Here is a 25,632-nt window from a genome sequence, read left to right as displayed (position 1 = left end):
GGCTCCCCCTCTCACGGATGGTCGAGCGGACATGGACGGGCACGACCGGCTGCAATGATCAACACCGATCCGCCTCGGTTACCGGAGTGAACGACGCATGGGCATATCGGCAGCGGCACAAAAGGACCGTTCGTACGGTAGTGACCGTACGAAAGCCGCTTATTCGGACAAAAACGGGCACCTATATGACCGGGGAATTTTCTGACTGTGATCGACCCGACCTGTAACGCGGCTCACGTTCTCTGTCAGGATGGTGGCGACGGCACCGCCGCCGTTGCTTCCGCTGACCACGCGGGGCGCGAGGTGGGGTTCGTCACTCCCCGGTGGGGTCCAGGCCCGCGCCGATCCGCCGCGCGGCAACCTCACCCGGGCCAGGCGCGGCGACCAACGGTCCGCCGCGCAGACGGGCAACACCCGTCGCGGGCGCAGAGATGAACAGGGAGACACGGATGGCGAACGGCGAACGCGAAGTGGGGGCCGACGCTCCCGCCGGCGGCTTCGTCCAACTGCTCACCCCCGACGGCGATCGCATCGACAGCGTCACCACCGCCGACGGCACTACCTACTCCGTCGATTTCACCGACGAGGAATACCGCGGGCTCTACCGCGATCTGGTGACCGTCCGGCGACTCGACGCTGAGGCGACCGCTCTGCAACGGCAGGGTGAGCTGGGCATCTGGGCCAGCCTGCTGGGTCAGGAAGCGGCCCAGGTCGGCTCCGGCCGGGCTCTGCGCCCCCAGGACATGGCCTTCCCGACCTATCGGGAACACGGCGTCCTCTACACCCGCTCGATCGACCCGATCATGCCGTTCGGCCTGTTCCGGGGCGTCGACCAGGGCGGCTGGGACGCCAACGAGCACCGCTTCAACGGCTACACCATCGTGATCGGCTCGCAGACGCTGCACGCCACCGGCTACGCCATGGGCGTGACGATGGACGGCAAGACCGGCACGCCCGACGGCGAGGCCGTCATCGCCTACTTCGGCGACGGCGCCACCAGCCAGGGTGAGGTCAACGAGGCGTTCGTCTGGGCCGGTGTCTTCAACGCCCCGATGGTCTTCTTCTGCCAGAACAACCAGTACGCGATCTCCGAGCCGCTCGAGCGGCAGACGCGCATCCCGCTCTACCGCCGGGCCGCGGGCTTCGGCTTCCCGGGTGTACGCATCGACGGCAACGACGTGCTGGCCAGCTTCGCGGTCACCCGGGCGGCGCTCGACAGCGCGCGCAACGGGCAGGGCCCGACGCTGATCGAGGCCTACACCTACCGCATGGGCGCGCACACCAGCTCCGACGACCCGACCCGTTACCGCATCGCGAGCGAGGTCGAGTCGTGGAAGGCGAAAGACCCGATCTCGCGGCTGAAAGCGTTCCTGACCAAGCAGCAGGTCGCCGACGAGGCCTTCTTCACCGAGGTCGACGAGTCGGCCAAGACGCTCGCCCTCGACCTGCGGGAAAGGGTCCTGGCCATGCCCGACCCGGCGCCCGACACGATGTTCGACCATGTCTATCCGAACGGCTCGCACGAGGTCGACGCACAGCGCGCCCGGTTCGCCGACTACCACGCCTCGTTCGAGGGGAGTGAGCACTGATGGCTGAGCTCAACCGCGGCGGAAACCCCCAGCAGAACCGGGGCGAGACGATCACCCTGGGCAAGGCGCTCAACCACGGGCTGCGCCGCTCGCTGGAGCAGGACTCCAAGGTCGTCATCATGGGCGAGGACGTCGGCAAGCTCGGCGGTGTCTTCCGCATCACCGACGGGCTGTTGAAAGACTTCGGCGACGACCGGGTCATCGACACCCCGCTCGCCGAGGCCGGCATCATCGGCACCGCGGTCGGCCTGGCCATCCGCGGCTACCGCCCGGTCTGCGAGATCCAGTTCGACGGCTTCGTCTTCCCGGCCTACAACCAGATCGTCGCCCAGGTGGCGAAGATGTTCTACCGCTCCAAGGGCAACGTACGGCTGCCGATCGTGATCCGCATTCCCTTCGGTGGCGGCATCGGCGCAGTCGAGCACCACTCTGAGTCGCCCGAGGCCTACTTCGCGCACACCCCCGGCCTCAAGGTCGTCACCTGCTCGAACCCGGCCGACGCGTACGCGATGATCCAGCAGGCGATCACGTCGGACGACCCGATCGTCTTCTTCGAGCCGAAGCGGCGCTACTGGGAGAAGGGCGAGGTCGACCTCGACGCCGACCTGTCCGGCGCCTTCCCGCTGCACTCGGCCCGGGTCACCCGCGAGGGCACCGACGCGACCCTGCTGGCGTACGGCCCGATGGTCCGCACCGCCCTGGACGCGGCCTCCGCCGCCGCCGAGGACGGACGCAACCTCGAGGTCATCGACCTGCGCTCGCTCTCCCCGGTCGACTACGACACGATCTATGCCTCGGTCCGCAAGACCGGCCGCGCGATCGTCGTCCACGAGGCCCCCGGCAACATCGGCCTCGGCGCCGAACTGGCCGCCCGCGTCACCGAGCACTGCTTCTACAACCTGGAAGCCCCGGTCCTGCGCGTCACCGGCTACGACATCCCCTACCCGGCCGCCCGCGTCGAGGAGGACTACCTCCCCGACCTCGACCGTGTGCTCGACGCCGTCGACCGCTCGTTCGGCTGGTGACGGCGATGTCACGCGTCAAGGAGTTCAACCTGCCCGACCTCGGTGAGGGCCTCACCGAGGGTGAGATCCTGGCCTGGCTGGTCAAGGTCGGCGACACGATCGAGCTGAACCAGCCCATCGTCGAGGTCGAGACGGCCAAGGCCGCGGTCGAGATCCCGGCCAAGTGGGCGGGCGTCGTCACGCGGATCTTCCACGAGGCCGGCACCACGGTCGAGGTCGGCGCGCCCATCGTGGCGATCGACACCGACCCGTCGGCCGGTCCGCTCCCGTCCGACCGGCCCGGTCCTGTGCCGTCGGCCGAGTCGCTGGCGGCAGTCGAGATCGCGCCGGCCGAGGGTGCGGTCGAGCCGGGCCTGATCGGTGGTCCGGCGCCGGGTGGCCGCACGGCGGTGCTCGTCGGCTACGGGCCGAAGACCACAACGGCCAAAAGGCGACCCCGAGTCGGTACGCCGACCGGCAGCGCTACCACCGCACCGCCGCCGCCCCCGCCCGCTCCGGCCCCGGTGGCCCCGCCTCCGCCGCCGGTTCCCGCGGGTGGTCGCGTGCTCGCCAAGCCTCCGGTGCGCAAGCTGGCCCGCGATCTCGGCGTCGACCTGACCACGATCACCGGTACGGGTCCGCTCGGATCGGTGACGCGGGACGACGTACACCAGGCCGCGACGGCCCCGGTGGAGGTGGCTGTCGCCGCACCCAGCGTGACCACCGTCTCGGCCGCGGCCGTTTTCGACGCGAGCCGTGAACAGCGGATCCCGGTCAAGGGTGTCCGCAAGCTCACCGCCGAGAACATGGTCGCGTCGGCGTTCACGGCGCCGCACGTCACCGAGTTCCTCACGGTCGACGTGACCCGCACCATGAAGACCCTCGAGAAGCTCAAGGGCCAGCGTGAGTTCCGCGACGTGCGGATCTCGCCGTTGCTGCTGGTGGCCAAGGCCGTGCTGCTCGCGGTCAAGCGCCACCCGATGGTCAATTCGACCTGGTCGGCGGCGACCAACGAGATCGTCGTCAAGGAGTACGTCAACCTCGGCATCGCCGCGGCGACTGAGCGCGGTCTCATCGTCCCGAACGTCAAGGACGCCGGCCGCCTCACCCTGCGCGAGCTCGCCGACGCCCTGAATGCGCTGGTCCAGGTCGCGAAGTCGGGGAAGACGCCGCCGTCCGACATGGCAGCCGGCACCCTTTCCATCACAAATGTCGGAGTGTTCGGTGTGGACACCGGCACGCCGATCCTCCCTCCGGGCGAGTCGGCGATCCTGGCCTTCGGCGCGATCAGGCCGATGCCCTGGGTGCACAAGGACAAGATCAAGGTTCGCCAGGTCACGACCCTCGGGCTCTCCTTCGACCACCGGATCATCGATGGCGAACTGGGCTCGAAGTTCCTGCGCGACATCGGTGACTTCCTCACCGACCCCGAGGGAACGATCTTGGCCTGGAGTTAAGACGCTGGCAATCGTTAGGCAAGCAAGTTTGTTGACCTACGATCGTTAGGCACGTGCGCGACGTCACCCCATAAATCGTTGGCCGCTGGTCTCGATGTGAAGCACAATGGAGTCACATCGAGACCAGCACCACGATGGGCCGGCGATCCCGGCCCGAGGGAAGTGAAGACGCAATGAGCATCGTCGACCGCGTCCGCCGTCGTCGTTTGATCAACCGCCAGAACCGCGCCATCGACCGGGCCTGGATGACCGCGCCCACCCAGTCGATGCGCGACGAGATCGCGCTCTTCGCACAGCGCCGGGTCTTCTGAGCCAACGGCGCCACGGCCCGTCCGGATCCCCTCCGGGCGGGCCGTTCGCATTTAGCGGCATCCTCGAAGATCGGCCCGCCGTTCCCCTCCGGGGCGTACACCGGGATTCCTCCTGCCGCCCTCGCCCGGTACGGTTGGGCACGGTCATCGGACCGGCTCGGCCGGTCGGCCCGGGGGCCCGGGCCTGAAGACCCGGAGTCTTCGCACGGCCTGGCCTCAGAGCTGGGCACGACGTCGTGTTAGTCCGGCGTCCGTGTCGAGCTGACTGGCAACGGCCGCATGAAATGAGGAGGCGCTCATGACGTCCGAGGGGCACTACGCCGGTTCACAACCGGCCGAGGCCACGTCGGGCGGCCCGGAGTCCGAGGGTTTCCCGCCCGACTCCGACGGTCAGCGGATCTCGGGCCGGGCGTCCGCCCCGCCACCCGCCGACGGTTTCCCCAGTTCCTACGGCCCGCCTCCGCAGGCCACACCGAACGGCGGCTCGCCGTTCGTGGTGCCCGCCGTGCCGACGTTCGGCCAGGGTCCCGACGCTCCGCGTCCGGCGACCGGCACGTCGTACGGTTCGGCCCGCGTCCCCACTCCCGAGGAGGGCGGCACCCTGCCGCAACGCAACCCCACCCCGGCCCCGCAGACCGGTGAGAGCAGCGCGCTGCCGCAGCGCGGCGCCGCCTCGCCCTACGGCTCGGTCACGCCCGGCGACCCCGGCGCCTACGGTTCCGCCGCACCGGCGTCCCCGTTCGGCCCCGCGCAGAACGGCGGCCCGTCCTCCGCGTTCGGGCCACCGCCCGGTTCCGAGGCCGCGGCACCGCCCGCCGAGCCGCAGTCGGTCTGGGGCCCGCCCCCGACGGCCCCGCCGGCCGCCGACCAAGACTTCATCCAGCGCCCCGGCGCCCCGTTGCCGCAGCGCAACGCCAACCCGGGCAGCACGGTCGACTCGCTCGACGGCTTCGACGGGTTCGCCGCCGCGGCGTCCCGCGGTGCCGCCCCCGAGCAGGCCGAGCCGCCCACCGGTCGGCCGCCGGGCGTCTCCGCCTTCGGCGACCAGCGCATCCGGGTTCCCGGCGCCACGCTGACCGGTCTTTCCGACGCTCCGGCCCCTCCGCCGGCTGCGCCTCGCCCCCCGGCGGCTCCCGCCGCCGCTCCCGCGCCGGCGTCGGCCGAGAGCGGCGGGTTCCCGCTGCGCGGCTCCGGCGGTGGTGGCACGGCGTTCCCGACCCGTCGCGGCGACAGCGGCGGGTTCCCGCTGCGCAACGCTCCTGGCGACAGCCCCGAGCCGCCGCAGGGCGTTCCCGGCGAGCTCCCGATCCGCAGCCAGCAGGCGCCGTTCGGCCCGCCCACGGGCTTCCCCGAGCAACCTGCAGCTCAGGGCTTCAACACGTTCGGCGGGCCGGAGGGTTCGGCCGACGAGATCCCGCCCCACCCCTACGGCCGTCCCGAGCCGTTCGCCGACCCGTTCGGCCGCGGCGCGTCCGCCGAGGGGCAACCGACCGAGCAGTCGTTCGGCGAGACCGAGCGCGACGGTCTGCCCGACCCGTTCGGCCGCGGCGGCAAAGCTGGTGGGCAGCCGCAGAGCCCGGCCTATGGCAGCGTCCCGGCCACGCCCGCGTTCGGCTCGGCGCGGCCGCCGGCTCCGTTCGGTCAGCCCGACGGCGCTCAAGAGGGCGAGGCTCCCGTCTACGGCTCGGCCCGTCCGGCGGGCACCTACGGCCAGCCCTCCGGCGACCCGGCCACCTACGGCCAGCCTGCGGCCGGCTCCAACGCGTTCGGCCAGCCCGACTCCGTCACGTTCGGTCAGCCTGACTCGGGCACGTTCGGTCAGCCCGACTCGGGCACGTTCGGTCAGCCCGACTCGGGTGCGTTCGGTCAGCCGGGCGACTCCAGCGCGTTCGGTCAGCCCGGCAGCCCTGACAACGGCGCCTCCGTCTATGGCTCGGCCCGGCCCGCCGGCCCCTACGGCCAGCCCGAGGCCGACTCCGGCCCGGCGTCCCCGTTCGGTCAGCCCGACGGCGCCCAAGAAAGCGGCGCTCCCGTCTACGGCGCCGCCGGCGACCCCGGTGCCTTCGGCTCCGTCCAGCCCTACGGCGGCGGATCCGACGACGCCCGCGCGAGCTCGCCCACGTACGGCTCCGCCCGTCCGGTCCCGCCGTTCGAGTCCGACCAGCAGGACCACTCATCGCCGTCCGACGCCGCGTCCTCGCCCTTCGGCGTGGTGCGCGATCCGGGCGCCACCTACGGCGCAGCCCAGCCGTTCACGCCGGGCGACGAGCAACCCGCCGATGATCAAGCGATCTACCGGAGGCCCGGCCAGTCCGAGGACAACCCGAACGGCTACCCGCAGCGGGTGCCCGGGGCCGCGCTCGGTGCGCTCAGCTCGCCGGTCGCCCCCGGTTCGGTGCCCGCGCCGCGCGACCCGGCCGAGAACCCGGCCGCCGTCGGCTCGGCCCGGCCGGTCACGGCGAGCGCCTCGGTGCCGACGACCAGCCGCACGGCCCCGGTCGACGCGGCCGAGATCCCGTCCGCGAACGCCGCGCCGCAGGCCCGGGTCTACGGCCGTCCCGCCGCGGCCGAGCCCGCCGAGGACGAGTCGTCCTCCGCAAGCCCGGAGCCCGATTCCGGCGCGTTCGGCGCGGGCTTCGGCGGGGGTCAGCCCCACTCGGGTGCCTTCCACCCGGATTCCGGAGCCTTCGGCGCCAGCGACGACAGTTCCGCGCAGGGCGTTTTCGGGTCGCCGCCCTTCCCGGCCTATCCCGACGACGACGAGCCTCGCGGCGCCGGCATCATCCCGCAGTCCCCGGCCCGGGCCAGCGCCCGCGTCTCCCCGACGAGCGGCCCCGGCAGCGCCCCGACCGGCATGGCCTCGGCGCCCGCGCTGCCCGGTGCGGCGCCCGAGCCGGCTCCGCCCGGCTCGCTCTATTCCGACCTGCCCGGTCCGCCCCCGCGGCCCGGCGAGCCCTACAGCGAGCTGACCACCGACATCGCGGGCCGCGACCTGCAGCCCTATGTGCCGGCGCCGGCTCTGCCGCCGATGCCTCCGGGTCTGGGCGGGTTCGACTCGCCCGGCCAGCCGGGGTCCAACGGCTTCGGCAACGACGGCGGAGTGGGCGGCTTCCCGAGCCCGGCCAGCCGCGCCACGGTGACCCCGCCGACCCCGGAAGACACGACGAGCTGGCCCGGCGTCGAGGCCGACCAGGGCCGGTTCGACAGCTTCAAGTCCGAGGCGAAGCCGGCCAAGCCCGAGACGCCGCACGTCCGCATGCTGCCGATCCTGGTGTCGGTCGTGCTGGGCGCGGTCGTGCTGCTCGGCATCGTGTTCGGCATCGTCTATCTGGTGGCCGGCGGCAAGGGTGGCGAGTCGCTGTCGGTGATCCAGGGCGAGTGCGTGAAGCAGGAGGGTGAGGCGGCGGTCAAGGTCGCGTGCTCGGACGCCACGGCGTTCCAGGTCGTCTCCATCGTGGACGACCGGGCGAAGTGCGCCGACCCGGCCCAGCCCGCCGTGATCAACAAGGACGCCGACGGCAACAACCAGGTCCTATGCCTGAAGAAGCCCGCCTGACGTTGTCATCCTGACCACCTTCGTGCCGTACCCGCAGTCGAGGTGCGGCACGATGGTGCGATGACTGCACGTGTGCGGGCCCCCGAGCTGCGGGGCCGTGGCTGGCTGAACACCGGCGGCAAGGACCTGACCCTGGCCGACCTGCGTGGCAAGATCGTCGTCCTGGATTTCTGGACCTTCTGCTGCATCAACTGCCTGCACGTGCTGGACGAGCTGCGGCCGCTGGAGGAGAAGTACGGCGACGCGATCGTCGTGATCGGCGTGCACTCACCCAAGTTCGAGCACGAGCGCGACCCGAAGGCCTTGGCCGCGGCGGTCGAGCGCTACGGCGTGCACCACCCGGTCGTCGACGACGGCGACATGCACCTCTGGCAGCAGTACGCGGCGAAGGCCTGGCCCACGCTGTCGGTGATCGACCCCACCGGCTACCTGGTCGCCTCGATGGCCGGCGAGGGTCACGCCGAGGGCCTCTCCCGGCTGATCGACGAGCTGATCACCAAGCACACGGCCGACGGCACGCTGCACCGCGGCGACGGCCCGTACGTTCCGCCGCCCGCCGCCGACACCGTGTTCCGCTTCCCCGGCAAGGCGATCGAGCTGCCTGACGGCCACCTGCTCGTCAGCGACTCGGCCCGGCACTCGGTCGTCGAGGTCGAGTCCGACGGCGAGACGCTGGTCCGCCGGTTCGGCAGCGGTGAGCGCGGTGAGCCGTTCAGCGAACCTGAGGGCCTGCTCCTGCTGCCGGCCGAGGTCGCCGCGAACGTCGGTTACGACGTCGTGGTCGCCGACACGGTCAACCACCAGCTGCGCGGCCTGCGCCTGGCCGACGGCAAGATCACCGCGGTGGCCGGTTCGGGCCGTCCGTGGCGCTCGGCCGTCGACGAGCCGGTGCAAGAGGCCCTGGCCGCCGACCTGTCCTCCCCGTGGGACCTCGCCTGGTTCGACGACCGGGTGATCATCGCGATGGCCGGCATTCACCAGCTCTGGTGGTTCGACCCGAGCCGGCGCACGGTGGGCGTCTACGCCGGCACGACGGTCGAGTCCCTGCGCGACGGGCCGATCCCTGACGTGTGGATGGCCCAGCCGTCGGGCCTCTCGGTCGGCGGTGACCGGCTGTGGATCGCCGACAGCGAGACCTCGGCGCTGCGCTACATCGAGAGCGGCGTCCTGCATACCGCCGCCGGCCAGGGTCTGTTCGACTTCGGGCACGTCGACGGCCCGGCCAAAGAGGCGCTGCTGCAGCACCCGCTCGGCGTCGCCGCGCTGCCCGACGGCTCGGTGCTGATCGCCGACACCTACAACGGCGCGGTCCGGCGGTTCGACCCGCAGACCGATGAGGTGTCGACCGTCGACTCCGGCCTGGCCGAGCCGAGCGACCTGGTGGTCACGACCGCCGGTGACGTGATCGTGGTCGAGTCGGCCGCCCACCGCCTGACCCGCCTGGCGCCCGGCGCGGTCCGCACGGTCAGCGGCGAACGGCACCGCACCGAGCGCCCGCCCTCCCCGGTCGCGCCCGGCGCGCTGACCCTCGACGTGGTGTTCACCCCGGCCCCCGGGCAGAAGCTCGACGAGCAGTTCGGCCCGTCGACCCGGCTCGAGGTCTCGGCGTCACCGCCCGAGTTGCTGCTCGACGGCGCCGGGGTCACGACCGACCTGTCGCGCGCCCTGGTCATCAACCCGGACGTGCCCAAGGGCGTGCTCCAGGTGGTCGCCCAGGCCGCGACCTGCGACGTCGACGTCGAGTTCGCCGCCTGCCACCTGACCCGCCAGGACTGGGGCGTCCCGGTCGTCGTCACCACCGACGGCCCGAGCCGCCTCCCGCTCATCCTGCGCGGAATGGACGACGAGGCCTGACGGTCAGGCGAACGGTGTAAGGGTCAGGGACGCACCGGCGAGCCCGGCACGCACCCGCCCGGCCAGTTCGACCGAGCCGGGTGTGTCGCCGTGCACGCAGATCGACGCGACGGGCACCGGCACGGTGACGCCGTCGCCGGTCTCGACCACTCCTTCGACCGCCATGCGCACGGCCCGGGCGACCACCTCGTCCGGGTCGTGCAGCACCGCCCCCGGTAGCGATCGCGGCATCAGCGTGCCGTCCGCGCGATAGCCCCGGTCGGCGAATCCCTCGCCCATCACGGTCAGTCCGGCCTCGGCGGCGAGCCGGGCCAGCACCGATCCCGGCTGGCACAACACCGGCAGCGAGGCGTCGTACGCCCGCACTGCCGCTACCACCGCGCCCGCCTGCCCTTCGTCGACGGCCGCCGTGTTGTAGAGAGCGCCGTGCGGCTTCACATAGGCAACCCGTCCACCGGCCACGCGGCAGAAGGCCTCGAGCGCGCCGATCTGATAGAGCACGTCGTCGCGCAGTTCGTCCGGCTCGTAGTCGATGCGCCGCCGCCCGAACCCGGCCAGGTCGCGGTAGCCCACCTGTGCCCCGATCGCCACCGACCGCTCGACCGCCAAGGCGCAGATCCGGTGCATAGTGGACGGATCGCCCGCGTGGAAGCCGCAGGCCACGTTGGCCGAGGTCACCACGGAGAGCAGCGCATCGTCGTCGCCGAGGCTCCAGCGGCCGAACCCCTCACCGAGGTCGGCGTTCAGGTCAATCGAGGGCATGGAACCGCACCGTACTTCCCGGTCGCGCCTGGGCCAGGGCGTTCACGTCGTCGACCACCCCGATCACCGGGTAGCCGCCCGTGGTCGGATGATCGGCCAGGAAGATCAACGGCTGCCCGTCGACCGGCACCTGGATCGCGCCCAGCACCACGCCTTCCGGGGGCAGTTCACCGGCCCGCGTACGGGTCAGGGCGGCACCCGACAGCCGGCAGCCGATGCGGTTGCTCATCGGGCTGACCCGGTACGGAGTGTCGAACAGCTCGCTGCCCGAGAACCAGTCGTCGCGCGGGCCGATCCACACCCCGAGGTCCAGCTCGTCGGCGATCTCGGGCTGGTCCTCGATCTCCGGGGAGTCGTCGGGCTCCAGCGAGACGGCAGCCTCCGGCGAAGCCGCGGGAGGCCGCCCCACCGAGAGGGTCATGCCGTCGGTCAGCCGCGCCGGCCCGAGGCCCGAGAGCGTGTCCGTAGCCCGGCTGCCCAGCACCGGCTCGACGTCGAGACCACCGCAGACAGCCACGTACGACCGTACGCCGCGGGTCGCCCTTCCCACGTCGAGCAGGGAACCGGCCCCCACCTCGATCAGGCCGTCGACGGGCACCTTGTCGAGCTTCACGATCGCCGCCGCACCGGTCACCGCCACGACGGCCGGCTCTTCGAAACGCAGCGCGCAACCCATCAGGGTGGTCTCGAGCCCGGCCGCCGATGCCGGGTTGCCGACCATCGCGTTGGCCCGGCGCAGCGCCCGGCTGTCGAGCGCCCCGGAGCGGGGGACACCGAGGTGGGCGTACCCGGGCCGGCCTTGATCTTGGATGGTGGTCAGCGGGCCGGCCCGCACGACGGTGATCACGCTGCCACCAGGCGGACGCGGGTGCCCGGGCCGAGGCGGGCCGGGGGCTCGTCGCGTACGTCGAAAAGGGTCTCGGACGTGCGGCCGACGAGTTGCCAGCCGCCCGGTGAGGCCGTCGGATAGATGCCGCAATATTCGCCGGCGAGGCCCACCGAACCGGCCGGCACGCGGGGACGAGGTGCGTCGAGCCGGGGGACCGAGAACTTCTCGCCCAGTCCGCGCATATAGGCAAACCCGGGCGAGAACCCACAGAAAGCGACGGTGAAGTCGGTGGTCGTCAGGTGGTCGATCGCCTGCGCCGTGGTCATCGCCCAGCGCGTGGCCACGTCCGCCAAATCTTGGCCGTCGAAGACCGTCGGGATCGGCACGACCGGCCACTGATCTCGGGAAACGGCCGATCGCCGGGGCTCGGGCAGGGCGGCCAGCGCCTCGACTGTCCCCGGCCCGACGCCGTCGAGCAGCAGGGAGCGGGCACCGGGCACGATGTCGACAATGCGCAGGTCACCGGCGTCTCGACGACGGAGCAGCTCGCTTCGCCAGGCCTCGACCTGTTCACCGTCGCGACACTCGATCAGCAGCGCCGAGGCACCGGCACGCTTTAGCCTCATGAGCAGATCTTGCCAGTATTCTTTCTCACCCCGACTGACCTACCCTGTAGTAACTTACGATACCGTAACCTGGGAGCCGTGACGACCTCCGCCCCGTTCAGGATGAAGCCGGCCGATCTCGGCAAGCCGAGACTGCGTGGACGGCTGCATCAGTACGCGTTCTTCGTCGCGCTGGTCTGCGGCATCGTGCTCTGCTCGATCGCCCTCAGCCGGCCGGGCATCGAGCCCTTCCTGAGCACCCTGGTCTACAGCATCACCGTGTGCGGGCTGTTCGGCATCAGCGCGCTCTACCACCGTCGGGTCTGGAGCGAACGCGGCTACCAGATCATGCGCCGGGCCGACCACTCGATGATCTTCATCTTCATCGCCGGCACCTACACGCCGTTCTGCCTGCTGCTGCTGTCTCCCGGCAAGGCGACGCTGATGCTGAGCCTGATCTGGGGCGGCGCGCTCGGCGGGGTGGCCCTCAAGACCATCTGGCCGCATCTGCCGCGCTGGGCCGGGGCCCCGCTCTATTTGGCCCTGGGCTGGGGCGCGGTCGCGATCCTGCCCGAGGTACTGCACCGCGGCGGCGTCGCCTGCCTGGTCCTGCTGATCGTGGGCGGCGTGATCTACAGCGTGGGGGCGTTCTTCTACGCGCTGCGCCGGCCGAACCCGTGGCCCGAGGTCTTCGGCCACCACGAGTTCTTCCACGCCTGCACGCTGGTGGCCGCGATCAGCCACCACATCGCCGTCTACTTCGCGCTCTACGCCTAGGGCCAGTCGCCGATCGGGCCGCCAGGCACTACACCTTTACCCGTACGCCCGGGTTGTCATAGGCGTGGCGAGCCACCTGCACGTCGTCGATGTGGGTGACGGCCCACTGCTCCAGGCCGCGCACCAGGCCGAGCAGGCTGCGGCCCAGATCGGTCAGCTCGTAGTCGACCCGCGGCGGCACCTCGGCGTACACCGTGCGGTCGATCAGCCCGTCGCGCTCGAGCCCCCGCAGCGTCTGGGTGAGCATCTTGGGGCTGACCCCCTCGATCCGCCGGGACAGCGCCGTGTAGCGCTGCGGCCCGTCGGCGAGCATCATCACGACCAGGACGCTCCACGTGTCGCCGATCCGGTCGAGGATCTGCCGGCTGGGGCAGTCTTTCGCGTACGCACTGACTTCCACCTGGTTACTATCCCTCGGGTGAGTACTGCACTTCAAGGTGCCTTCTATCGATAGGGAAGTGATCCCTGAGCTGCGACGTTAGCTCGGATTGTCACAACGACCAACGCAGGAGGAACCACCATGACCATCGTCGTCACGGGCGCCACCGGACACCTCGGCCGGCTCACCATCCAGTCGCTGCTCGCCCGCGGCGTGCCGGCGAGCGAGATCGTCGGCCTCGGTCGTCAGATCGACCGGATCGCCGACCTCGGGGTCACCGTGAAGCAGGTCTCCTACGACGATCCGGCCGGGCTGCGCGCCGCTTTCGAAGACGCCGACAAGGTCCTCTTCATCTCGGGCAGCGAGGTCGGCAAGCGGATCGAGCAGCACCGCAACGTGGTCGACGCGGCCAAGGCCGCGAACGTGGGCCTGATCGCCTACACCAGCGCCCCGCACGCCGACACGACCGACATGAAGCTGGCCGCCGAGCACCTGGCGACCGAGCAGATGATCACCGCCACTGGGCTGCCCGCGGTGTTCCTGCGCAACAGCTGGTACACCGAGAACTACAACGTCGAGCAGGCTCTCGAGCACGGCATGTTCGGCGCGGCCGGGAACGGCAAGATCAGCGCCGCGCCGCGGGCCGACTTCGCCGAGGCCGCCGCGGCGGTGCTCACCACCGACGGCCACGCGGGCAAGGTCTACGAGCTGGGCGGGGTCGCCTTCACACTCGGCGAGCTGGCCGCCGAGATCGCGCGGCAGTCCGGCAAGCCGGTGACCTACACCGACCTGGGCGAGGAGAAGTACCGCGAGATGCTCGTCGGTGTCGGGCTGCCCGAGGCGGCCGCGGCGGTCTACGCGGATTCCGACCGGGCTGCCTCGCAGGGAGCTCTCTTCGCCCCGACGGCCGATCTCGAGGGGTTGCTGGGCCGGCCGGCGACCCCGGTCGCCACGTGGGTAGCGGCGGCGCTGAAGGCCTGACGATCACGGCCTGCCTGACGATCACGGCCTGACGGTCACGGCCTGACGGTCACGGCCTGACGGTCACAGCCTGATGCCACGGCCTCGGGCCACGGCCTCGGGCCACGGCCGTTGGAGGCCGGACAGGGCGCGACGCCGGCAGCCGCCAGGGGGGTGGGCGGTCGCCGGCGTCGCGAGATCAATCAGTAGCCGGGCGGGGGAACGTCGTCGCGCCGGGTCTCCCGGTATTCGGTGCGCACCTGCTGCGGGGCCGCGACCGGTGCCGCCGTCTGGCGCGTCACGACCGTGCGACGACGGCTGTTCCAGAACCAGAGCGTGACGATCAGTCCGATCAGGCCGGCCGCCATCAGGATCCAGCCGATGATGTTGATGTCGAGCCCGCTGATGTCCGCGTTGACGGCGAACGCCAGGATCGCGCCCAACGCCAGCAGGAAAATGCTTCCGCCGATGCCCATCACGGGCCTCCTTGATCCTCACCGTGGTCGATGCGTTCAAGGATCGGGTTACCCACCCGCCCGATTCCTCAATCAGGCAAGCTGGACCCATGACCATCAGGACGCTCGTACTCCTCCGTCACGCCAAGGCCGAGACGCCGGGTGAACTCTCCGATATCGACCGACGGCTGACGACGCGCGGCGAGACCGACGCCGACGCGGCCGGCGCCTGGCTGGCCGACGAGCGCCTGCAACCGGGGCTCGTACTGTGCTCGCCGGCGGCCCGCACCCGTCAGACCTGGCAGGGCGTGTCGATCGCGCTGGCCCAGGCGCAGCCGGGTGGTGGGACGCCCGAGGTCCGCTACGAGCAGGGGCTCTACCACGGCGGCCGCACTGAGGTGTTCGACCTGGTGCGCAAGGTCCCCGAGACGATTCGTACGGTGCTCGTGGTCGGTCACAACCCGACGGTCTCCGAGGTGTCGCTCATGCTCATGCCGGACGACCAATGGGACGGTCAGGAGATCGAGCTCAAGACGGCAGGCCTGGCCGTGCACCGTTTCGAGAGCCCGTGGACGGCCTTCGAGCCGCGAGCAATGCCCCTGGTGGAACGGCACACCGCCCGCGGCTGAAGGATTGTCCTCAGGAGATCAGAAGACGTCCTCGGAGAGGTCCATGATGTCCAGCGTGGTGTTCTCGATGATGCGGCGGTCGGAGCCGACCCGCGGCAGCACCTCGCGTACGAAGAACCGGGCCGCCGCGATCTTGCCCTCGTAGAAGTTCTTGTCGGCCGCCGAGACGTCGCCGCCCAGCGCCTTGAGAGCAACCTCGGCCTGGCGGAGCAGCAACCAGGCGAGCACTACGTCGCCGAGGGCGAGCAGCACGCGTCGTGAGCTGAGGCCCACCTTGTAGAGCTCGCGGGCCTCGCCGCCCTGCACCGCGCCGAGCCAGCCCATCGTGATGCCGAGGATCTGCTGCATCTCGCCGAGCGCTTTGCCCAGCGCGAGCCGCTCGACCTTGAGCTGACCGTTGCCGGCCTCGCTCTCGACGAAGCTCTGCATCTCGCCCGCCACCACGGCGAGCGCGACCCCCTGGTCCTTCACGATCTTGCGGAAGACCAGGTCGAGGCTCTGGATCGCGGTCGTGCCCTCGTACAGGGTGTCGATCTTGGCGTCTCGCACGTATTGCTCGAGCGGGTAGTCCTGCAGGAAGCCGGAGCCGCCGTAGGTCTGCAGCGACTCGTGACTGAGCAGCTCGTACGCCCGCTCGGAGCCGACGCCCTTGACCAGCGGAAGCAGCAGGTCGTTGACCTTGCTCGCGGTCTTCGCGGTCTCCGTGTCACCGGCCGCCTCGGCGATGGCCACCCGGTCCTGCCAGGTGGCGGTGTAGATGACCAGCGCGCGCAGAGCCTCCGAGTAGGACTTCTGCAGCATCAGCGAACGACGCACGTCGGGGTGGTGGGTGATCGTGACGCGCGGGGCGCCCTTGTCGTCGTTCTGCACCAGGTCGGCGCCCTGCACGCGGTTCTTGGCATACTCCAGCGCGTTCAGGTAACCCGTCGACAGGGTGGCGATGGCCTTCGTGCCGACCATCATCCGGGCGTACTCAATGATCATGAACATCTGACGGATGCCCTGGTGCACCTCGCCCAGCAGCCAGCCCTTCGCGGGCGTGCCGTGCTCGCCGAAGGTCATCTCGCACGTGTTGGAGACCTTGAGGCCCATCTTGTGCTCGACGTTGGTGGCGTAGACGCCGTTACGCTCGCCCAGTTCGCCGGTCTCGGCGTCGAAGTGGTACTTCGGCACGATGAACAGCGACAGGCCCTTGGTGCCCGGGCCGCCGACACCCTCGACGCCGACCGGGCGGGCCAGCACGTAGTGGATGATGTTGTCGCTCAGGTCGTGCTCGCCCGAGGTGATGAACCGCTTGACGCCCTCGATGTGCCACGAGCCGTCGGCCTGCGGGATCGCCCGCGACCGACCGGCGCCGACGTCGGAACCCGCGTCGGGTTCGGTCAGCACCATCGTGGAGCCCCACTGCTTCTCGACGAAGAGCTTGGCCCACTTCTTCTGCTCCTCGGTGCCCTCGGTCTCCACGACGTGCGCGAAGGACGGGCCGGAGGAGTAGAGCCACACGGGGGCGTTGGCGCCGAGGACGTTCTCGGCCAGCGCCCACCAGAGCGCGCGGGGCGCGAACGTGCCGCCGAGCGAGCCGGGCAGGTCGAGGCGCCAGAACTCGGACGCCATCCACTGCTCGAACGACTTCTTGAACGACTCCGGCAACGGCGCCGTGTGGGTGGCCGGGTCGAAGACCGGCGGGTTGCGATCGGCCTCGACGTAGCTCGCGGCCAGGTCCTCGGTCGCGAGACGGTTGACCTCGGTCAACACGTCGCGCGCGGTCTCCGCGTCGATCTCCTCGTACGGCGCCTGGCCGAACGCACGATCAGCCCCGAAGACCTCGAACAGGTTGAACTGTAGGTCCCGAAGGTTGCTCTTGTAGTGAGTCATGCTGCTGGCCCCGCTCTCCGAACGCCGCCGGTCTGGAGTTACCCGTCAGTAACTCCCACTGTATTACCGATCGGTAGCGAGGGACAAGTTGCGAGTTTTTCCGGAACCAACCACCTGGTTGCGGGGGCTTGTCGACGGTTCGCACATCAAACGCCTCCGATCGGGTGGCCAGCAGGATGGCCGTTCGGCTATTTGCGCTCTCCCATGCGACCCCCACGTATCGGCGCGCCACGCGGCTCGTTGCTCCGGATAGACACGAAGCTTTCGACTTCGACGAGCCGCCAAGGGGGCGCGCCATGTTCGCCAGTATCAAAAATCTGATTCCGGAGCCCCGCCAGGCGGACCAGCCTCGCCACTACGTCGGGCGTCACCGCCGGCCGGAGCCGGTCCCGGTGCCGGTCTCGCCCGCTCCCGCCGGGCCGCCGGTCGAGTCCACACCCCCCACCGAAGGCCGCACCGAAGAGATCGCCGCCGCCTGAGCGCCGCCTCAGTCAGGCAGCGCCCACCTCCCAGCTCGGCATCGGCACCGTGACACCGTCACCCGGGCCGGCGTATTCGAGCAGGACCAGGGCGATGTCGTCTTCGAGGCGGCCGTGCACCCAGTCGACCAGCGCGGTCTCGAGCGAGGCCAGCCCATCACCGACTGTGCCGTGACCCAGCAGCCGCCACGCCCGGTCAGCGGTCGGGAAGAACTCGCCGTCCCGTCGCGCCTCGCCCAGACCGTCGGTGAAGAGCAGCAGCCGGTCGCCCGGCTCGAGCCGCTCGACGCGCGCCTTGACCTCGGGCATGAAACCCAGCGGCGGCGCCGGTGCGGGCGGTTCCAGCGGAATCACCTGACCACGGCGCAGCAGCAACGGCGCCGGATGTCCACAATTGACGATCGTGAGGGTTCCGCCTCGCTCCTCGACCAGCGCGGCGGTGACGAAATCCTCGTCGCCGACGCTGCGGGCCACGGCCCGGTCGAGATCGGCGACCATCGTCTTGAGATCGGCCCGCTCATAGGCCACGTGACGATAGGAGCCGAGCACGATGCTCGCCAGGCGGACCGCGTCCAGCCCCTTGCCCCGTACGTCACCGATGATGATCCGCACCCCGTACGGCGTGTCGAGCGCCTCGTAGAGGTCGCCCCCGATGTCGGCCGCGGCGGTCGCCGAGATGTAACGGCCCGCGACCGCGAGCGCGCCCACCTGGGGGCCGACCGGTCGCAGCACCGCCTGTTGGGCGACCGCGGCGAGCCGCTGCAGCTCGACGATCTTGTCGGCCTGGCGCTGCCGGATCGTGGCCACCACGGCGGCGATGCCGGTCGCGAGCAGGATGCCGAGGATGTTGACGACACCGTTGACCGAGAGCGGGCCGGCCGTGCCGATGAAGACCATGCCGACGATCGTGGCCAGCACGCCGACGACGAGCACGGTCTGCCAGAAGGCGAAGACCGCGGCGAGGAACGGGACGGCCGCGAACAGGCCCACGAAGTCGGCGTTGCGGTTGTCGGCCAGCTCCACGGCGGACACGACGGCGAGCAGCACAACAGCCGCGCCGAGGCCGGCGCGGGATCCAGGGCTCAGCGGGCGTCGGCCCGGCGGCAGGTTAGGCATGGCTACGCGGAACAGCATGCCCGATCAGGAGCGTCGACGGCACTAACTTGACCCCTAGTCTGAGCGGGTTCTGACCGCGCGGCCGAACCGGACGGCCGGGCGATGACAGGATGTCGGCGTGACAACCGATCTGCGTGATCAGCTCAGGACGGCGTTCCGCTGGACCGATCCCGGCGACGGCAGCGACTATCTCGTGAGCGATCGCTCCGGTTGGTGGCGCGATCCGGTGATCCTCGCGGGGCTCGGCGACGCGCTGGCCGACCTCTTCCGCGCCGACCGGCCCACCGTGGTGGTCTCGCCCGAGGTGACCGGCTTCCTCGTCGGGCCGCTGGTGGCGCGGGCGCTCGGCGTGGGCTTCGTCGAGGCCTACCGAGCCGGGGCGCGGCGTCCCATCGCCGAGCCGATGATCTGGGCCGAGGTGCCCGCCGACCACCGCGGCGAGACCCAGCACCTCGGCGTACGGCGTCAGTTGATCTCTCCGGACGATCGCGTGCTGGTGGTGGACGACTGGGCGTCGACCGGTGCCCAGGCCAGGGCGCTGAGCACACTTTTCGGCGCCGGATATGTCGGCACAGCGGTGATCGTGAACGAGTGCCCGCCGGACGTGGCCCGCGAGCTCACCCTGCGCGGGCTGCTCACGGGCCAGGACATCGATCTCTGATTACGGCTTGGGGTAGTCCTTGAGCGCGCCGCGGGACGGGATGAAGCCGGTGGCGACGTATTCGCCGACGCCCGCCAGCACGTACGGGTCGTCCTTCATCAGCTCGAGGGCGGTGGCCTCGTCGTCGACGTTGAGCACCACGACGCCACCCTTGGGCGGGGTCTGCCGCCCGGCCGTCACGACCAGGCCCTTCGACTCGAGGCCGTCCAGGAAGGCGAGGTGCGCGTCCCGGTACTGGTCGACCTGCTCGATCGGCACCGAGTATTTCGAGATCATCAGATACACGGGGGGTTCCTCTCCGGCGTTTCGCTGGTTCGCAATCGTACGATCGAAATCGTGGACAACCTTGGTCGGTACGGAATCTGGGTCTCGCGTCACCACTGGCCGACGGAAGCGAACCTGATCGCCTCGGCCGCGCAGGAACTCGAAAGCCTCGGCTACGGCGCGGTGTGGATCGGCGCCAGCCCGCACGACGATCTGGAACTGCCGGAAGCCATCCTGTCAGCCACGTCGACGCTGGTCGCGGGCACGAGCGTGGTCGACATCTGGCACAGCCACGGCGAGACGCTGGCGGCCAGCCATGCGCGGGTTCGGCACGGCTTCCCCGGCCGCTTCTACCTGGGGGTCGGTTCCGGCCACGCCCCGACCGCGGCGGCCGTCGGGCAGAGCTACGTGAAGCCGCTGAGCCGGCTGCGTGGCTTCCTCACCGACAAGCTGCGCCGGGTGCCGCCGCCGGAGCGCATGATCGCGGCGCTCGGGCCGAACTCGCTCGAGGCGGCACGGGAGCTGACGGCGGGGGCGCTGCCCTACCTCACTCCGCCCGAGCACACGGCGGCGGCGCGCGAGATCCTCGGCCCCGACCGCCTGCTGATCCCCGAACAGAAGGTCTTCGTCGAGACCGACCCGGCGGTGGCACGCGCGGTGGCCCGGCGGGTGCTGCGGACCTACCTGACGCTGCCGAACTACACGAACGTGTGGCGCCGTTACGGCATCACCGACGAAGACCTCGCCGACGGCGGCAGCGACAAGCTGGTCGACTGGGCGGTGGCCTGGGGAGACGTGGCTACCGTGCGCAAACGGGTCGACGCCCACCTCGCGGCAGGGGCCGACCAGGTGGCCCTGCAGGTGTTGTCGGCCGACACGAGCCAGCACCTGCCGAAAGAGGAGTGGCGGGTGTTGGCCGAGGCGCTGAACGGCTGACGCCTACTTACGCCGCTTCATCACCGCGACGGCGATCATCGAGAGGATCGCCCCCACGACGAGGAAGCAGAAAAGCAGGATGAAGAGGTGCCACGGCTTGATAGCGCCCATGCCGCCACAGGCTAGACGGCGTCCGCCACTTGAGCGGAAATCGGCTTGAGGTTGCCGCTCGCGGCCGATGCCGGGTCGGCCTGCGGACGATAGCTCCGCCTGCTCCCGCAAAGTTACCTTTCGGGAGTGTTCCTTCGGATTATCGCGCGACCGGACCCCCACCTGACCGCGGCCGCCCTGCGACACGGACTGCGCCGGCCCGTGCTGCTCTCGCGGCTGGCGGGGTGGGCGCTGCTCGGCCTGGCCGTGCTGCTGCAGATGACCGGCGAGGGCCTCAACGTGTCGTTGCTGGTCGCGGGCGTGGCGCTGGCCGTGATCGTGCCGATGGTGCTGCTCAACGGCGGCGTGCGGCGGGCATTGAGTGACGGCGAGCCGGCAACCATCGAGATCAGCGAGGGCGGGGTGGCCCGCTCGACCGGGCAGAGCCGGCACGCGTACGCCTGGAACGCCTTTTCCCACATCGAACACCTCGCCGGGCAGATCGTGCTCGGCCTCGGTCACGGCCGTTTCGTGCAGGTTCCGACACGCGGGCTGAGCGCCCAGCAGATTCACGACGTGCTGACCACGGCGGCCGCTCACGGCGTCCCGGTTCGTTCCTGACCTCTGTCCACAGTCACCTGCTATTGCTGCTCTCCAAACCTCTCAGCCCGACACCGTTCGGGGGAAAGTTGGATCGATTCGGCGTACCACTGACGAAGTGCCATTAAAGCGATCTAGGTCCCACACGGCCTAGAATAGACATATGGACCAAAACGTCAAGATCTCTCGCATGGCCCGGCGGCCGCTGATCGCGGCGACCGTGGCGATGACCGCGGCGACGACGCTGGCCGTGACCGCGCAGCCCGCACAGGCCTCGACGCACCGGCCGTGCACGATCGTCAAGCACAGCACCACCAACGGTGTCACCAAGCTTGGCACGGCCACCGCCACGGTCGGCGCCGACGGCATCAAGCTGACCACCGCGCAGAACACGAACGTCGACAAGGTGACGTGGCGCGAGACGATCAGGCCGATCCCGGCGAACACGCTCAACGAGCTCACGTACGAGACCGTGAAGCTCGACCAGACCGCGGGTGACAACAACGTCGTCAACGACGCGGCCCTGCCGTCGTACCACATCTATGTCAAGACCCCGGCCGGCGAAGGCACGCTGGTGTACGAGCCCTACTGGTACCTCAGCCAGAACGGGCTCGGCACGCCGCAGCGCCAGGTCCGCACCGAGTGGAACGTGTTGCAGGGCAAGCTGTGGACGTCGTCCAACGTGATCACCGGCCTGCCGCCCATGGGTGGTGGCCCGCCGGCCAAGACGTTCGCCGAGATCGTCGCGGCCAACCCGAAGATGGTCGTCACCGGCTACGGCTTCGGGCTCGGCACCTACAACGCGGGCACCATCGCGGTCCTCGACGAGCAGCGCTTCGCCACGAAGACGTCCTGCTCGGAACACCAGTGGTCGACCGGGTTCCGCAACAACGTCTGGTGGCCGGGCTGGCTCCGCTGACCTGACTTTTCCAAGCTTTCCAACTGAGAAGAGCGGCCACATCTCGTACGGGATGGGGCCGCTCTTCTGTCTTGCCGGTCAGCTTGTCGGCCAGAGCCGGAAGTTGTGGGACGAACGACTCGGGGTGGGGCCGCGTTGTCCCTGGTAGCGCGAGCCGTAGACGGCCGAACCGTATGGGTGCTCGGCCGGGCTCGACAGCCGGAAGATGCAGAGTTGCCCGATCTTCATGCCCGGCCAGAGCTTGATCGGCAGATTGGCCACGTTGGACAGCTCCAGCGTCACGTGCCCCGAGAAGCCCGGGTCGATGAAGCCCGCCGTCGAGTGGGTCAGCAGGCCCAGGCGCCCGAGGCTGCTCTTGCCCTCGAGCCGGCCCGCGAGCTGGTCGCCCAGCGTGATCACTTCGAGGGTCGAGGCCAGCACGAACTCACCCGGATGCAGAACGAACGGCTCCCCGTCGCTCACCTCGACGAGGGCGGTGAGATCGTCCTGTTGCTCGGCCGGATCGATGTGCGTATACAGGTGGTTGTTGAACACCCGGAAGAACCTGTCCAGCCGCACGTCGATGCTGGACGGTTGCAGCAACGCCGGCTCGAAGGGCGCCAGGGCCAGATCGCCCGACTTGATCTCGGAGACCAGGTCGCGGTCGGAGAGCAGCATCGCAACACCATACCCACCTGCCCTTTCGGCGTGTTTTGGTGGGCGCGTCGAACACTTGTTCGATAGAATCCCCTCATGGCTTCCTGGTCCGATTTCGCCGCCGCAGAACCCACCCTCGCGGCCTGCATCCGCGCGCTCCTGCAGCAATACGGTCCCGGCCTGGCCTACCTGGCCACCGTCCGCCCCGACGGCGGCCCCCGGGTCCATCCGGTGTCCCCCGTGTTCACCGACGAGGCCCTCTTCTGCTTCCTGATCCCGTCCCCCAAACGCCGCGACCTCGAACGCGACGGCCGTTACGCGCTGCACTCATTTCCCCCGGAAGAGAACGACGACGAGGCCTTCCTGTCCGGCCGAGCCACCCGCGTCCTCGCCCCCCGAGTCATCACCCGCCTGGCCCTGACCCTCCACGCCTCCCCCGACGTCGACTGGCATGTCTTCGAGCTCTCCATCGACACCGCCACACTCCGCACCCACGGCCCCGCCGGCGCCCTACCCCTGGCCGCCCGCCCCACCGTGACCCCCTTGACCCGCACGTGGCGGGCAGAGTTACCCCGCCCCCTGGCCGCAGTCAGCTAGCCCTCGCCGAGCCTCCGCAATCGCACCCCGCCCGACGCCGAGGTCGACACCGCCATCGCCGCCCGCCATCGCCCACGTCACTGCCCGCCGTCGTTCGGATCGGTGACCTGCCCTAGCCGCCACCAGCCGCCTACCGCAGCCACTGTCGGCCAACCCAGCCCTTCCGACAGGCGCCAGTTCAGCCCCGGCCCGGTAGCGCCGCCAGCCGCCCAGATCAGGTACAGTGGTGCCGCCGCGGGTGTAGTTCAATGGCAGAACATCAGCTTCCCAAGCTGACAGTGCGGGTTCGATTCCCGTCACCCGCTCGTCGCTGAGGAGCCCCTGTCCGCATACTGCGCGGACCGGGGCTCCTCGCATATTCACCTGGGGGGCGACCCCCCAGACCCCCACGGTGTCTGATGGTCACGGTCACCGGGGCTCGGCCCGGAGAGCTGCCCGGGGCCCCGGCCTGGGAGAGCACTGCTCGGAGCTCGACCCGGCTCGCTGCTCGGGGCTCGACCAGGCCCGCTGCTCGGGGCTCGACCAGGCCCGCTGCTCGGGGCTCGACCAGGCCCGCTGCTCGGGGCTCGACCAGGCCCGCTGCTCGGGGCTCGACCAGGCCCGCTGCTCGGGGCTCGGACACGCGCGTAGTGTGCTGCGCTCAGGCACGGTGACGACGGAGGGTCGGCCGTCAGGTCGGATCTTTGTTTGCTCCGGCTGCGCTGGCTCGTCAGTTGCTTTGTGACGCCTTGGGTCGTTCTGATGCTTTACTCCGCAGCGAGCTGGCCAGCACACGGCGGTGCGTGCGCACTCTGCGGAACTCGATCTCGCCTGACCTGATCAGGTGGGCCTCGACACGTTCAGTAGGTCAGCTGCCTGCTGGTGGTCGTTCCGCATGCTCCAAGACAATCGAGACGCTATGGCCGTTTGTCATGTGCGCGAGGATGCGGGGCAGAGGCTCAACAGCCCCACGTGGAGGACGAACTCATCGCGCTCATCGACGAACCTTGCGATCGCAGGCCCTTGTGGGTGCGTACGCAGGTAGTTCTGAACTCGGGGCAACGCCTCCGCCACGACCGCGATCGTCTCGGCCTAGTGCTTCACCGACATCTCCGCGTCCGAACCGTAAGCGAATTAGTCGCAACGAACGCAGCAATCACAACGGTTCAGGCTGTTGGGGAACACATCGCGGCTGTGGCCCGTCCGGCTCGATCTTGACGGGTGGCTGGGGGCAGGGGATGCTGCCGCGGTGCAGCCGCCGATCCACAGTGGTGTCGAGGTAAGGATTGTCAGGAGCCGGCGAGATCTGCGCCGGACGGCGCGCACTGCCTATGCGCAGCTGACCCGTCGCGTGGGTCTGGGCGGGCTGACCGCCATCGCGGTCGGCGGTGTCGCCCTCTGCGCCGAGCAACTGATCGTTTCGGCGGTCTGCCTGCTGGTTGGCGTGATCGCCTTGACCTTCCAGTGGTGGTACGTCTGGCTCGTCATCTGGGGCCAACCCGGCTGGGTCGACGATCCGGTCACCTTTCGGATCTCCGAGCAGGGGGTCGAGATCGAGACCGCGTTCTACCAGCGTCTGGTTCGCTGGGAGGGCATGACGCAGGTGATCACCACGCCCGACGCCTACTTCTTCGGGTCGAGAGAGCCCGCGGGGATCATCCTTCACCGCCGGACGCTGACCACGTCCGATTCGGCGGCCATCGAGGCGTTCATCGAGCGGTACCAGGCGCACGTCGACAATCCCCTGAAGTAGAACAGGCCTACGTCGGCGGCCACGTCTTCGCGCGCTCGGGATAACGCAGGTCGGGCCAGAGGTGCCCCACCCACTCGCATTCGGGGATCGCGCCCTCCCAATCGTCCGTGCAGCGGTCGGCCCAGTTGCGACCTACCAGTACGGGGCGCGTCTGGAGACCTCCGGCGGTCAGCTGCACTCGCATCACCAAGCCCAGCGAGTCGATCCCGGGGTTGGCGCGTGGGCCGTAGCGAAGGCCGCCGCGGTCGAAGAGCCATTGCTCCAGCTCGGAAGGGTTGCCACCGGTCAGCGCCATGCCGTCGAGGACTAGCTGGGGGCCACTCACCGCGTCGGCCGCGACGCAGAACAGTTGCCCGGACCTGTCGAAGTATGCGTAGAGCGCCGGGAATCCGAATTGGATGCCCACGACGTCGGCAAAGGGATCAGCCACGAACCGGCGGAGCTCGACCGCGGAAGGCACCGCCGCAACAACTTCGGCCATCGTCATGCCGAACCGCAAAGGGCCGACACTCTCCAACGGCACGACCGACCACCGCAAAGTCACCGCGAGGCGGTACAGG

The 25,632-nt window shown here is 70.0% G+C and carries 27 protein-coding genes and 1 tRNA gene; 17 read left to right on the top strand and 11 right to left on the bottom strand.

Annotated features, from left to right (window positions below):
• Positions 1–449 precede the first annotated feature (449 nt).
• The 6 genes from pdhA to EER30_RS35600 all read left to right on the top strand — a co-directional run bounded on the left by pdhA (position 450) and on the right by EER30_RS35600 (position 9,771).
• Positions 450–1,589 carry a pyruvate dehydrogenase (acetyl-transferring) E1 component subunit alpha gene (gene pdhA, locus EER30_RS35620; protein WP_127505303.1) on the top strand — a complete coding sequence of 380 codons (1,140 nt, stop codon included), beginning with the start codon at positions 450–452 and terminating at the stop codon, positions 1,587–1,589.
• Positions 1,589–2,614 (top strand): alpha-ketoacid dehydrogenase subunit beta, encoded by a 1,026-nt coding sequence (locus tag EER30_RS35615; protein ID WP_127505301.1) that lies wholly within the window; start codon positions 1,589–1,591, stop codon positions 2,612–2,614. Before pdhA ends, EER30_RS35615 begins: the two co-directional genes overlap by 1 nt.
• Positions 2,615–2,619: 5 nt before the next feature.
• Positions 2,620–4,050 carry a dihydrolipoamide acetyltransferase family protein gene (locus EER30_RS35610; RefSeq protein WP_127505299.1) on the top strand — a complete coding sequence of 477 codons (1,431 nt, stop codon included), beginning with the start codon at positions 2,620–2,622 and terminating at the stop codon, positions 4,048–4,050.
• 173 nt (positions 4,051–4,223) lie between these two features.
• Positions 4,224–4,361 carry a hypothetical protein gene (locus EER30_RS47485; protein WP_164842596.1) on the top strand — a complete coding sequence of 46 codons (138 nt, stop codon included), beginning with the start codon at positions 4,224–4,226 and terminating at the stop codon, positions 4,359–4,361.
• 298 nt (positions 4,362–4,659) lie between these two features.
• Positions 4,660–7,917, top strand: coding sequence for a hypothetical protein (locus EER30_RS35605; RefSeq protein WP_127505297.1), 3,258 nt, complete (start codon positions 4,660–4,662; stop codon positions 7,915–7,917).
• A 60-nt stretch (positions 7,918–7,977) separates the two neighbouring features.
• On the top strand, positions 7,978–9,771 hold the full coding sequence (locus tag EER30_RS35600; RefSeq protein ID WP_127505295.1) for an NHL domain-containing thioredoxin family protein: 1,794 nt from the start codon (positions 7,978–7,980) through the stop codon (positions 9,769–9,771).
• Positions 9,772–9,774: 3 nt separating this feature from the next.
• Here the strand turns inward: EER30_RS35600 and EER30_RS35595 are convergent, their stop codons facing one another.
• The 3 genes from EER30_RS35595 to EER30_RS35585 are packed head-to-tail and all read right to left on the bottom strand — an operon-like array spanning position 9,775 to position 11,988.
• Positions 9,775–10,524 carry a LamB/YcsF family protein gene (locus EER30_RS35595; RefSeq protein WP_127505404.1) on the bottom strand — a complete coding sequence of 250 codons (750 nt, stop codon included), beginning with the start codon at positions 10,522–10,524 and terminating at the stop codon, positions 9,775–9,777.
• Positions 10,520–11,380 (bottom strand): 5-oxoprolinase subunit C family protein, encoded by an 861-nt coding sequence (locus tag EER30_RS35590; protein ID WP_127505293.1) that lies wholly within the window; start codon positions 11,378–11,380, stop codon positions 10,520–10,522. The genes EER30_RS35595 and EER30_RS35590 overlap by 5 nt, the downstream gene beginning before the upstream one ends.
• Positions 11,377–11,988 (bottom strand): 5-oxoprolinase subunit B family protein, encoded by a 612-nt coding sequence (locus EER30_RS35585; RefSeq protein ID WP_127505291.1) that lies wholly within the window; start codon positions 11,986–11,988, stop codon positions 11,377–11,379. The genes EER30_RS35590 and EER30_RS35585 overlap by 4 nt, the downstream gene beginning before the upstream one ends.
• Positions 11,989–12,066: 78 nt before the next feature.
• Here EER30_RS35585 and trhA point away from each other — a divergent pair, with 78 nt between their 5' ends.
• The gene (gene trhA, locus EER30_RS35580) at positions 12,067–12,744 is read left to right on the top strand and encodes a PAQR family membrane homeostasis protein TrhA (protein ID WP_127505289.1); all 678 of its coding nucleotides are present in this window, start codon (positions 12,067–12,069) and stop codon (positions 12,742–12,744) included.
• Between the two features lie 28 nt (positions 12,745–12,772).
• Here the strand turns inward: trhA and EER30_RS35575 are convergent, their stop codons facing one another.
• Positions 12,773–13,144, bottom strand: a complete 372-nt coding sequence (locus EER30_RS35575) for a winged helix-turn-helix transcriptional regulator (RefSeq protein WP_127505287.1) — start codon at positions 13,142–13,144, stop codon at positions 12,773–12,775.
• Between the two features lie 120 nt (positions 13,145–13,264).
• Here EER30_RS35575 and EER30_RS35570 point away from each other — a divergent pair, with 120 nt between their 5' ends.
• A complete protein-coding gene (locus EER30_RS35570) occupies positions 13,265–14,104 on the top strand; it encodes an SDR family oxidoreductase (protein WP_127505285.1) in 840 nt (279 codons plus the stop codon).
• A 182-nt stretch (positions 14,105–14,286) separates the two neighbouring features.
• Here EER30_RS35570 and EER30_RS35565 read toward each other — a convergent pair whose 3' ends face one another.
• Positions 14,287–14,559 (bottom strand): DUF6458 family protein, encoded by a 273-nt coding sequence (locus EER30_RS35565; RefSeq protein WP_127505283.1) that lies wholly within the window; start codon positions 14,557–14,559, stop codon positions 14,287–14,289.
• An 89-nt stretch (positions 14,560–14,648) separates the two neighbouring features.
• Here EER30_RS35565 and EER30_RS35560 point away from each other — a divergent pair, with 89 nt between their 5' ends.
• Positions 14,649–15,167: a SixA phosphatase family protein gene (locus tag EER30_RS35560; protein WP_127505281.1), complete on the top strand. Its 519-nt coding sequence runs from the start codon at positions 14,649–14,651 to the stop codon at positions 15,165–15,167.
• An 18-nt stretch (positions 15,168–15,185) separates the two neighbouring features.
• On the opposite strand, the gene EER30_RS35555 is transcribed toward EER30_RS35560, so the two are convergent.
• Entirely contained in the window at positions 15,186–17,042 is a 1,857-nt protein-coding gene (locus EER30_RS35555; RefSeq protein WP_127505279.1) for an acyl-CoA dehydrogenase, read from the bottom strand.
• Between the two features lie 296 nt (positions 17,043–17,338).
• Here EER30_RS35555 and EER30_RS35550 point away from each other — a divergent pair, with 296 nt between their 5' ends.
• Positions 17,339–17,521: a hypothetical protein gene (locus EER30_RS35550; protein WP_127505277.1), complete on the top strand. Its 183-nt coding sequence runs from the start codon at positions 17,339–17,341 to the stop codon at positions 17,519–17,521.
• Between the two features lie 12 nt (positions 17,522–17,533).
• Here the strand turns inward: EER30_RS35550 and EER30_RS35545 are convergent, their stop codons facing one another.
• Entirely contained in the window at positions 17,534–18,655 is a 1,122-nt protein-coding gene (locus EER30_RS35545) for a PP2C family protein-serine/threonine phosphatase (protein WP_127505275.1), read from the bottom strand.
• Positions 18,656–18,755: 100 nt separating this feature from the next.
• On the opposite strand from EER30_RS35545, the gene EER30_RS35540 reads away from it, so the two are divergent.
• Positions 18,756–19,298 carry a phosphoribosyltransferase gene (locus EER30_RS35540; RefSeq protein ID WP_127505273.1) on the top strand — a complete coding sequence of 181 codons (543 nt, stop codon included), beginning with the start codon at positions 18,756–18,758 and terminating at the stop codon, positions 19,296–19,298.
• Here EER30_RS35540 and EER30_RS35535 read toward each other — a convergent pair whose 3' ends face one another.
• The gene (locus tag EER30_RS35535; RefSeq protein ID WP_127505402.1) at positions 19,299–19,574 is read right to left on the bottom strand and encodes a YciI family protein; all 276 of its coding nucleotides are present in this window, start codon (positions 19,572–19,574) and stop codon (positions 19,299–19,301) included.
• 60 nt (positions 19,575–19,634) lie between these two features.
• Between EER30_RS35535 and EER30_RS35530 the strand changes: the two genes are divergently transcribed.
• From EER30_RS35530 to EER30_RS35520, 3 genes are all read left to right on the top strand, one after another.
• On the top strand, positions 19,635–20,498 hold the full coding sequence (locus EER30_RS35530) for a TIGR03620 family F420-dependent LLM class oxidoreductase (RefSeq protein WP_127505271.1): 864 nt from the start codon (positions 19,635–19,637) through the stop codon (positions 20,496–20,498).
• 237 nt (positions 20,499–20,735) lie between these two features.
• Complete coding sequence (locus EER30_RS35525) at positions 20,736–21,209, top strand: YcxB family protein (protein WP_127505269.1); 474 nt, start codon at positions 20,736–20,738, stop codon at positions 21,207–21,209.
• Between the two features lie 142 nt (positions 21,210–21,351).
• A complete protein-coding gene (locus EER30_RS35520) occupies positions 21,352–22,107 on the top strand; it encodes a hypothetical protein (protein ID WP_127505267.1) in 756 nt (251 codons plus the stop codon).
• 78 nt (positions 22,108–22,185) lie between these two features.
• Here the strand turns inward: EER30_RS35520 and dcd are convergent, their stop codons facing one another.
• A complete protein-coding gene (dcd, locus tag EER30_RS35515) occupies positions 22,186–22,764 on the bottom strand; it encodes a dCTP deaminase (RefSeq protein WP_127505265.1) in 579 nt (192 codons plus the stop codon).
• 75 nt (positions 22,765–22,839) lie between these two features.
• On the opposite strand from dcd, the gene EER30_RS35510 reads away from it, so the two are divergent.
• Positions 22,840–23,340, top strand: a complete 501-nt coding sequence (locus EER30_RS35510) for a pyridoxamine 5'-phosphate oxidase family protein (RefSeq protein ID WP_127505263.1) — start codon at positions 22,840–22,842, stop codon at positions 23,338–23,340.
• A 234-nt stretch (positions 23,341–23,574) separates the two neighbouring features.
• A tRNA-Gly gene (locus tag EER30_RS35505) sits at positions 23,575–23,645 on the top strand.
• A 103-nt stretch (positions 23,646–23,748) separates the two neighbouring features.
• Here the strand turns inward: EER30_RS35505 and EER30_RS35500 are convergent.
• Positions 23,749–23,988 (bottom strand): hypothetical protein, encoded by a 240-nt coding sequence (locus tag EER30_RS35500; protein ID WP_127505261.1) that lies wholly within the window; start codon positions 23,986–23,988, stop codon positions 23,749–23,751.
• A gap of 580 nt (positions 23,989–24,568) precedes the next feature.
• Here EER30_RS35500 and EER30_RS35495 point away from each other — a divergent pair.
• Complete coding sequence (locus EER30_RS35495) at positions 24,569–25,072, top strand: YcxB family protein (RefSeq protein ID WP_127505259.1); 504 nt, start codon at positions 24,569–24,571, stop codon at positions 25,070–25,072.
• A 7-nt stretch (positions 25,073–25,079) separates the two neighbouring features.
• Here EER30_RS35495 and EER30_RS35490 read toward each other — a convergent pair whose 3' ends face one another.
• Positions 25,080–25,616, bottom strand: coding sequence for a hypothetical protein (locus tag EER30_RS35490; protein WP_127505257.1), 537 nt, complete (start codon positions 25,614–25,616; stop codon positions 25,080–25,082).
• Positions 25,617–25,632 lie beyond the last annotated feature (16 nt).

This window comes from Actinoplanes solisilvae, assembly GCF_003999975.1.
Classification (GTDB): Bacteria; Actinomycetota; Actinomycetes; order Mycobacteriales; family Micromonosporaceae; genus Actinoplanes; species Actinoplanes solisilvae.
The sequence above is the reverse complement of the archived record's forward strand: the minus strand, read 5'-3'. Positions and strand labels throughout refer to the sequence as shown.

Excerpts from the sequence above, each read along its gene's own strand:
- EER30_RS35555 (WP_127505279.1), bottom strand. The coding sequence starts at position 17,042 with ATGACTCACTACAAGAGCAACCTTCGGGACCTACAGTTCAACCTGTTC.
- EER30_RS35560 (WP_127505281.1), top strand. The coding sequence starts at position 14,649 with ATGACCATCAGGACGCTCGTACTCCTCCGTCACGCCAAGGCCGAGACG.
- EER30_RS47485 (WP_164842596.1), top strand. The coding sequence starts at position 4,224 with ATGAGCATCGTCGACCGCGTCCGCCGTCGTCGTTTGATCAACCGCCAG.
- EER30_RS35510 (WP_127505263.1), top strand. The coding sequence starts at position 22,840 with ATGGCTTCCTGGTCCGATTTCGCCGCCGCAGAACCCACCCTCGCGGCC.
- EER30_RS35545 (WP_127505275.1), bottom strand. The coding sequence starts at position 18,655 with ATGCTGTTCCGCGTAGCCATGCCTAACCTGCCGCCGGGCCGACGCCCG.
- EER30_RS35600 (WP_127505295.1), top strand. The coding sequence starts at position 7,978 with ATGACTGCACGTGTGCGGGCCCCCGAGCTGCGGGGCCGTGGCTGGCTG.
- EER30_RS35550 (WP_127505277.1), top strand. The coding sequence starts at position 17,339 with ATGTTCGCCAGTATCAAAAATCTGATTCCGGAGCCCCGCCAGGCGGAC.
- EER30_RS35585 (WP_127505291.1), bottom strand. The coding sequence starts at position 11,988 with ATGAGGCTAAAGCGTGCCGGTGCCTCGGCGCTGCTGATCGAGTGTCGC.
- EER30_RS35605 (WP_127505297.1), top strand. The coding sequence starts at position 4,660 with ATGACGTCCGAGGGGCACTACGCCGGTTCACAACCGGCCGAGGCCACG.
- EER30_RS35535 (WP_127505402.1), bottom strand. The coding sequence starts at position 19,574 with ATGATCTCGAAATACTCGGTGCCGATCGAGCAGGTCGACCAGTACCGG.
- EER30_RS35570 (WP_127505285.1), top strand. The coding sequence starts at position 13,265 with ATGACCATCGTCGTCACGGGCGCCACCGGACACCTCGGCCGGCTCACC.
- pdhA (WP_127505303.1), top strand. The coding sequence starts at position 450 with ATGGCGAACGGCGAACGCGAAGTGGGGGCCGACGCTCCCGCCGGCGGC.
- EER30_RS35615 (WP_127505301.1), top strand. The coding sequence starts at position 1,589 with ATGGCTGAGCTCAACCGCGGCGGAAACCCCCAGCAGAACCGGGGCGAG.
- EER30_RS35610 (WP_127505299.1), top strand. The coding sequence starts at position 2,620 with ATGTCACGCGTCAAGGAGTTCAACCTGCCCGACCTCGGTGAGGGCCTC.
- EER30_RS35565 (WP_127505283.1), bottom strand. The coding sequence starts at position 14,559 with ATGGGCATCGGCGGAAGCATTTTCCTGCTGGCGTTGGGCGCGATCCTG.
- dcd (WP_127505265.1), bottom strand. The coding sequence starts at position 22,764 with ATGCTGCTCTCCGACCGCGACCTGGTCTCCGAGATCAAGTCGGGCGAT.
- EER30_RS35520 (WP_127505267.1), top strand. The coding sequence starts at position 21,352 with ATGGACCAAAACGTCAAGATCTCTCGCATGGCCCGGCGGCCGCTGATC.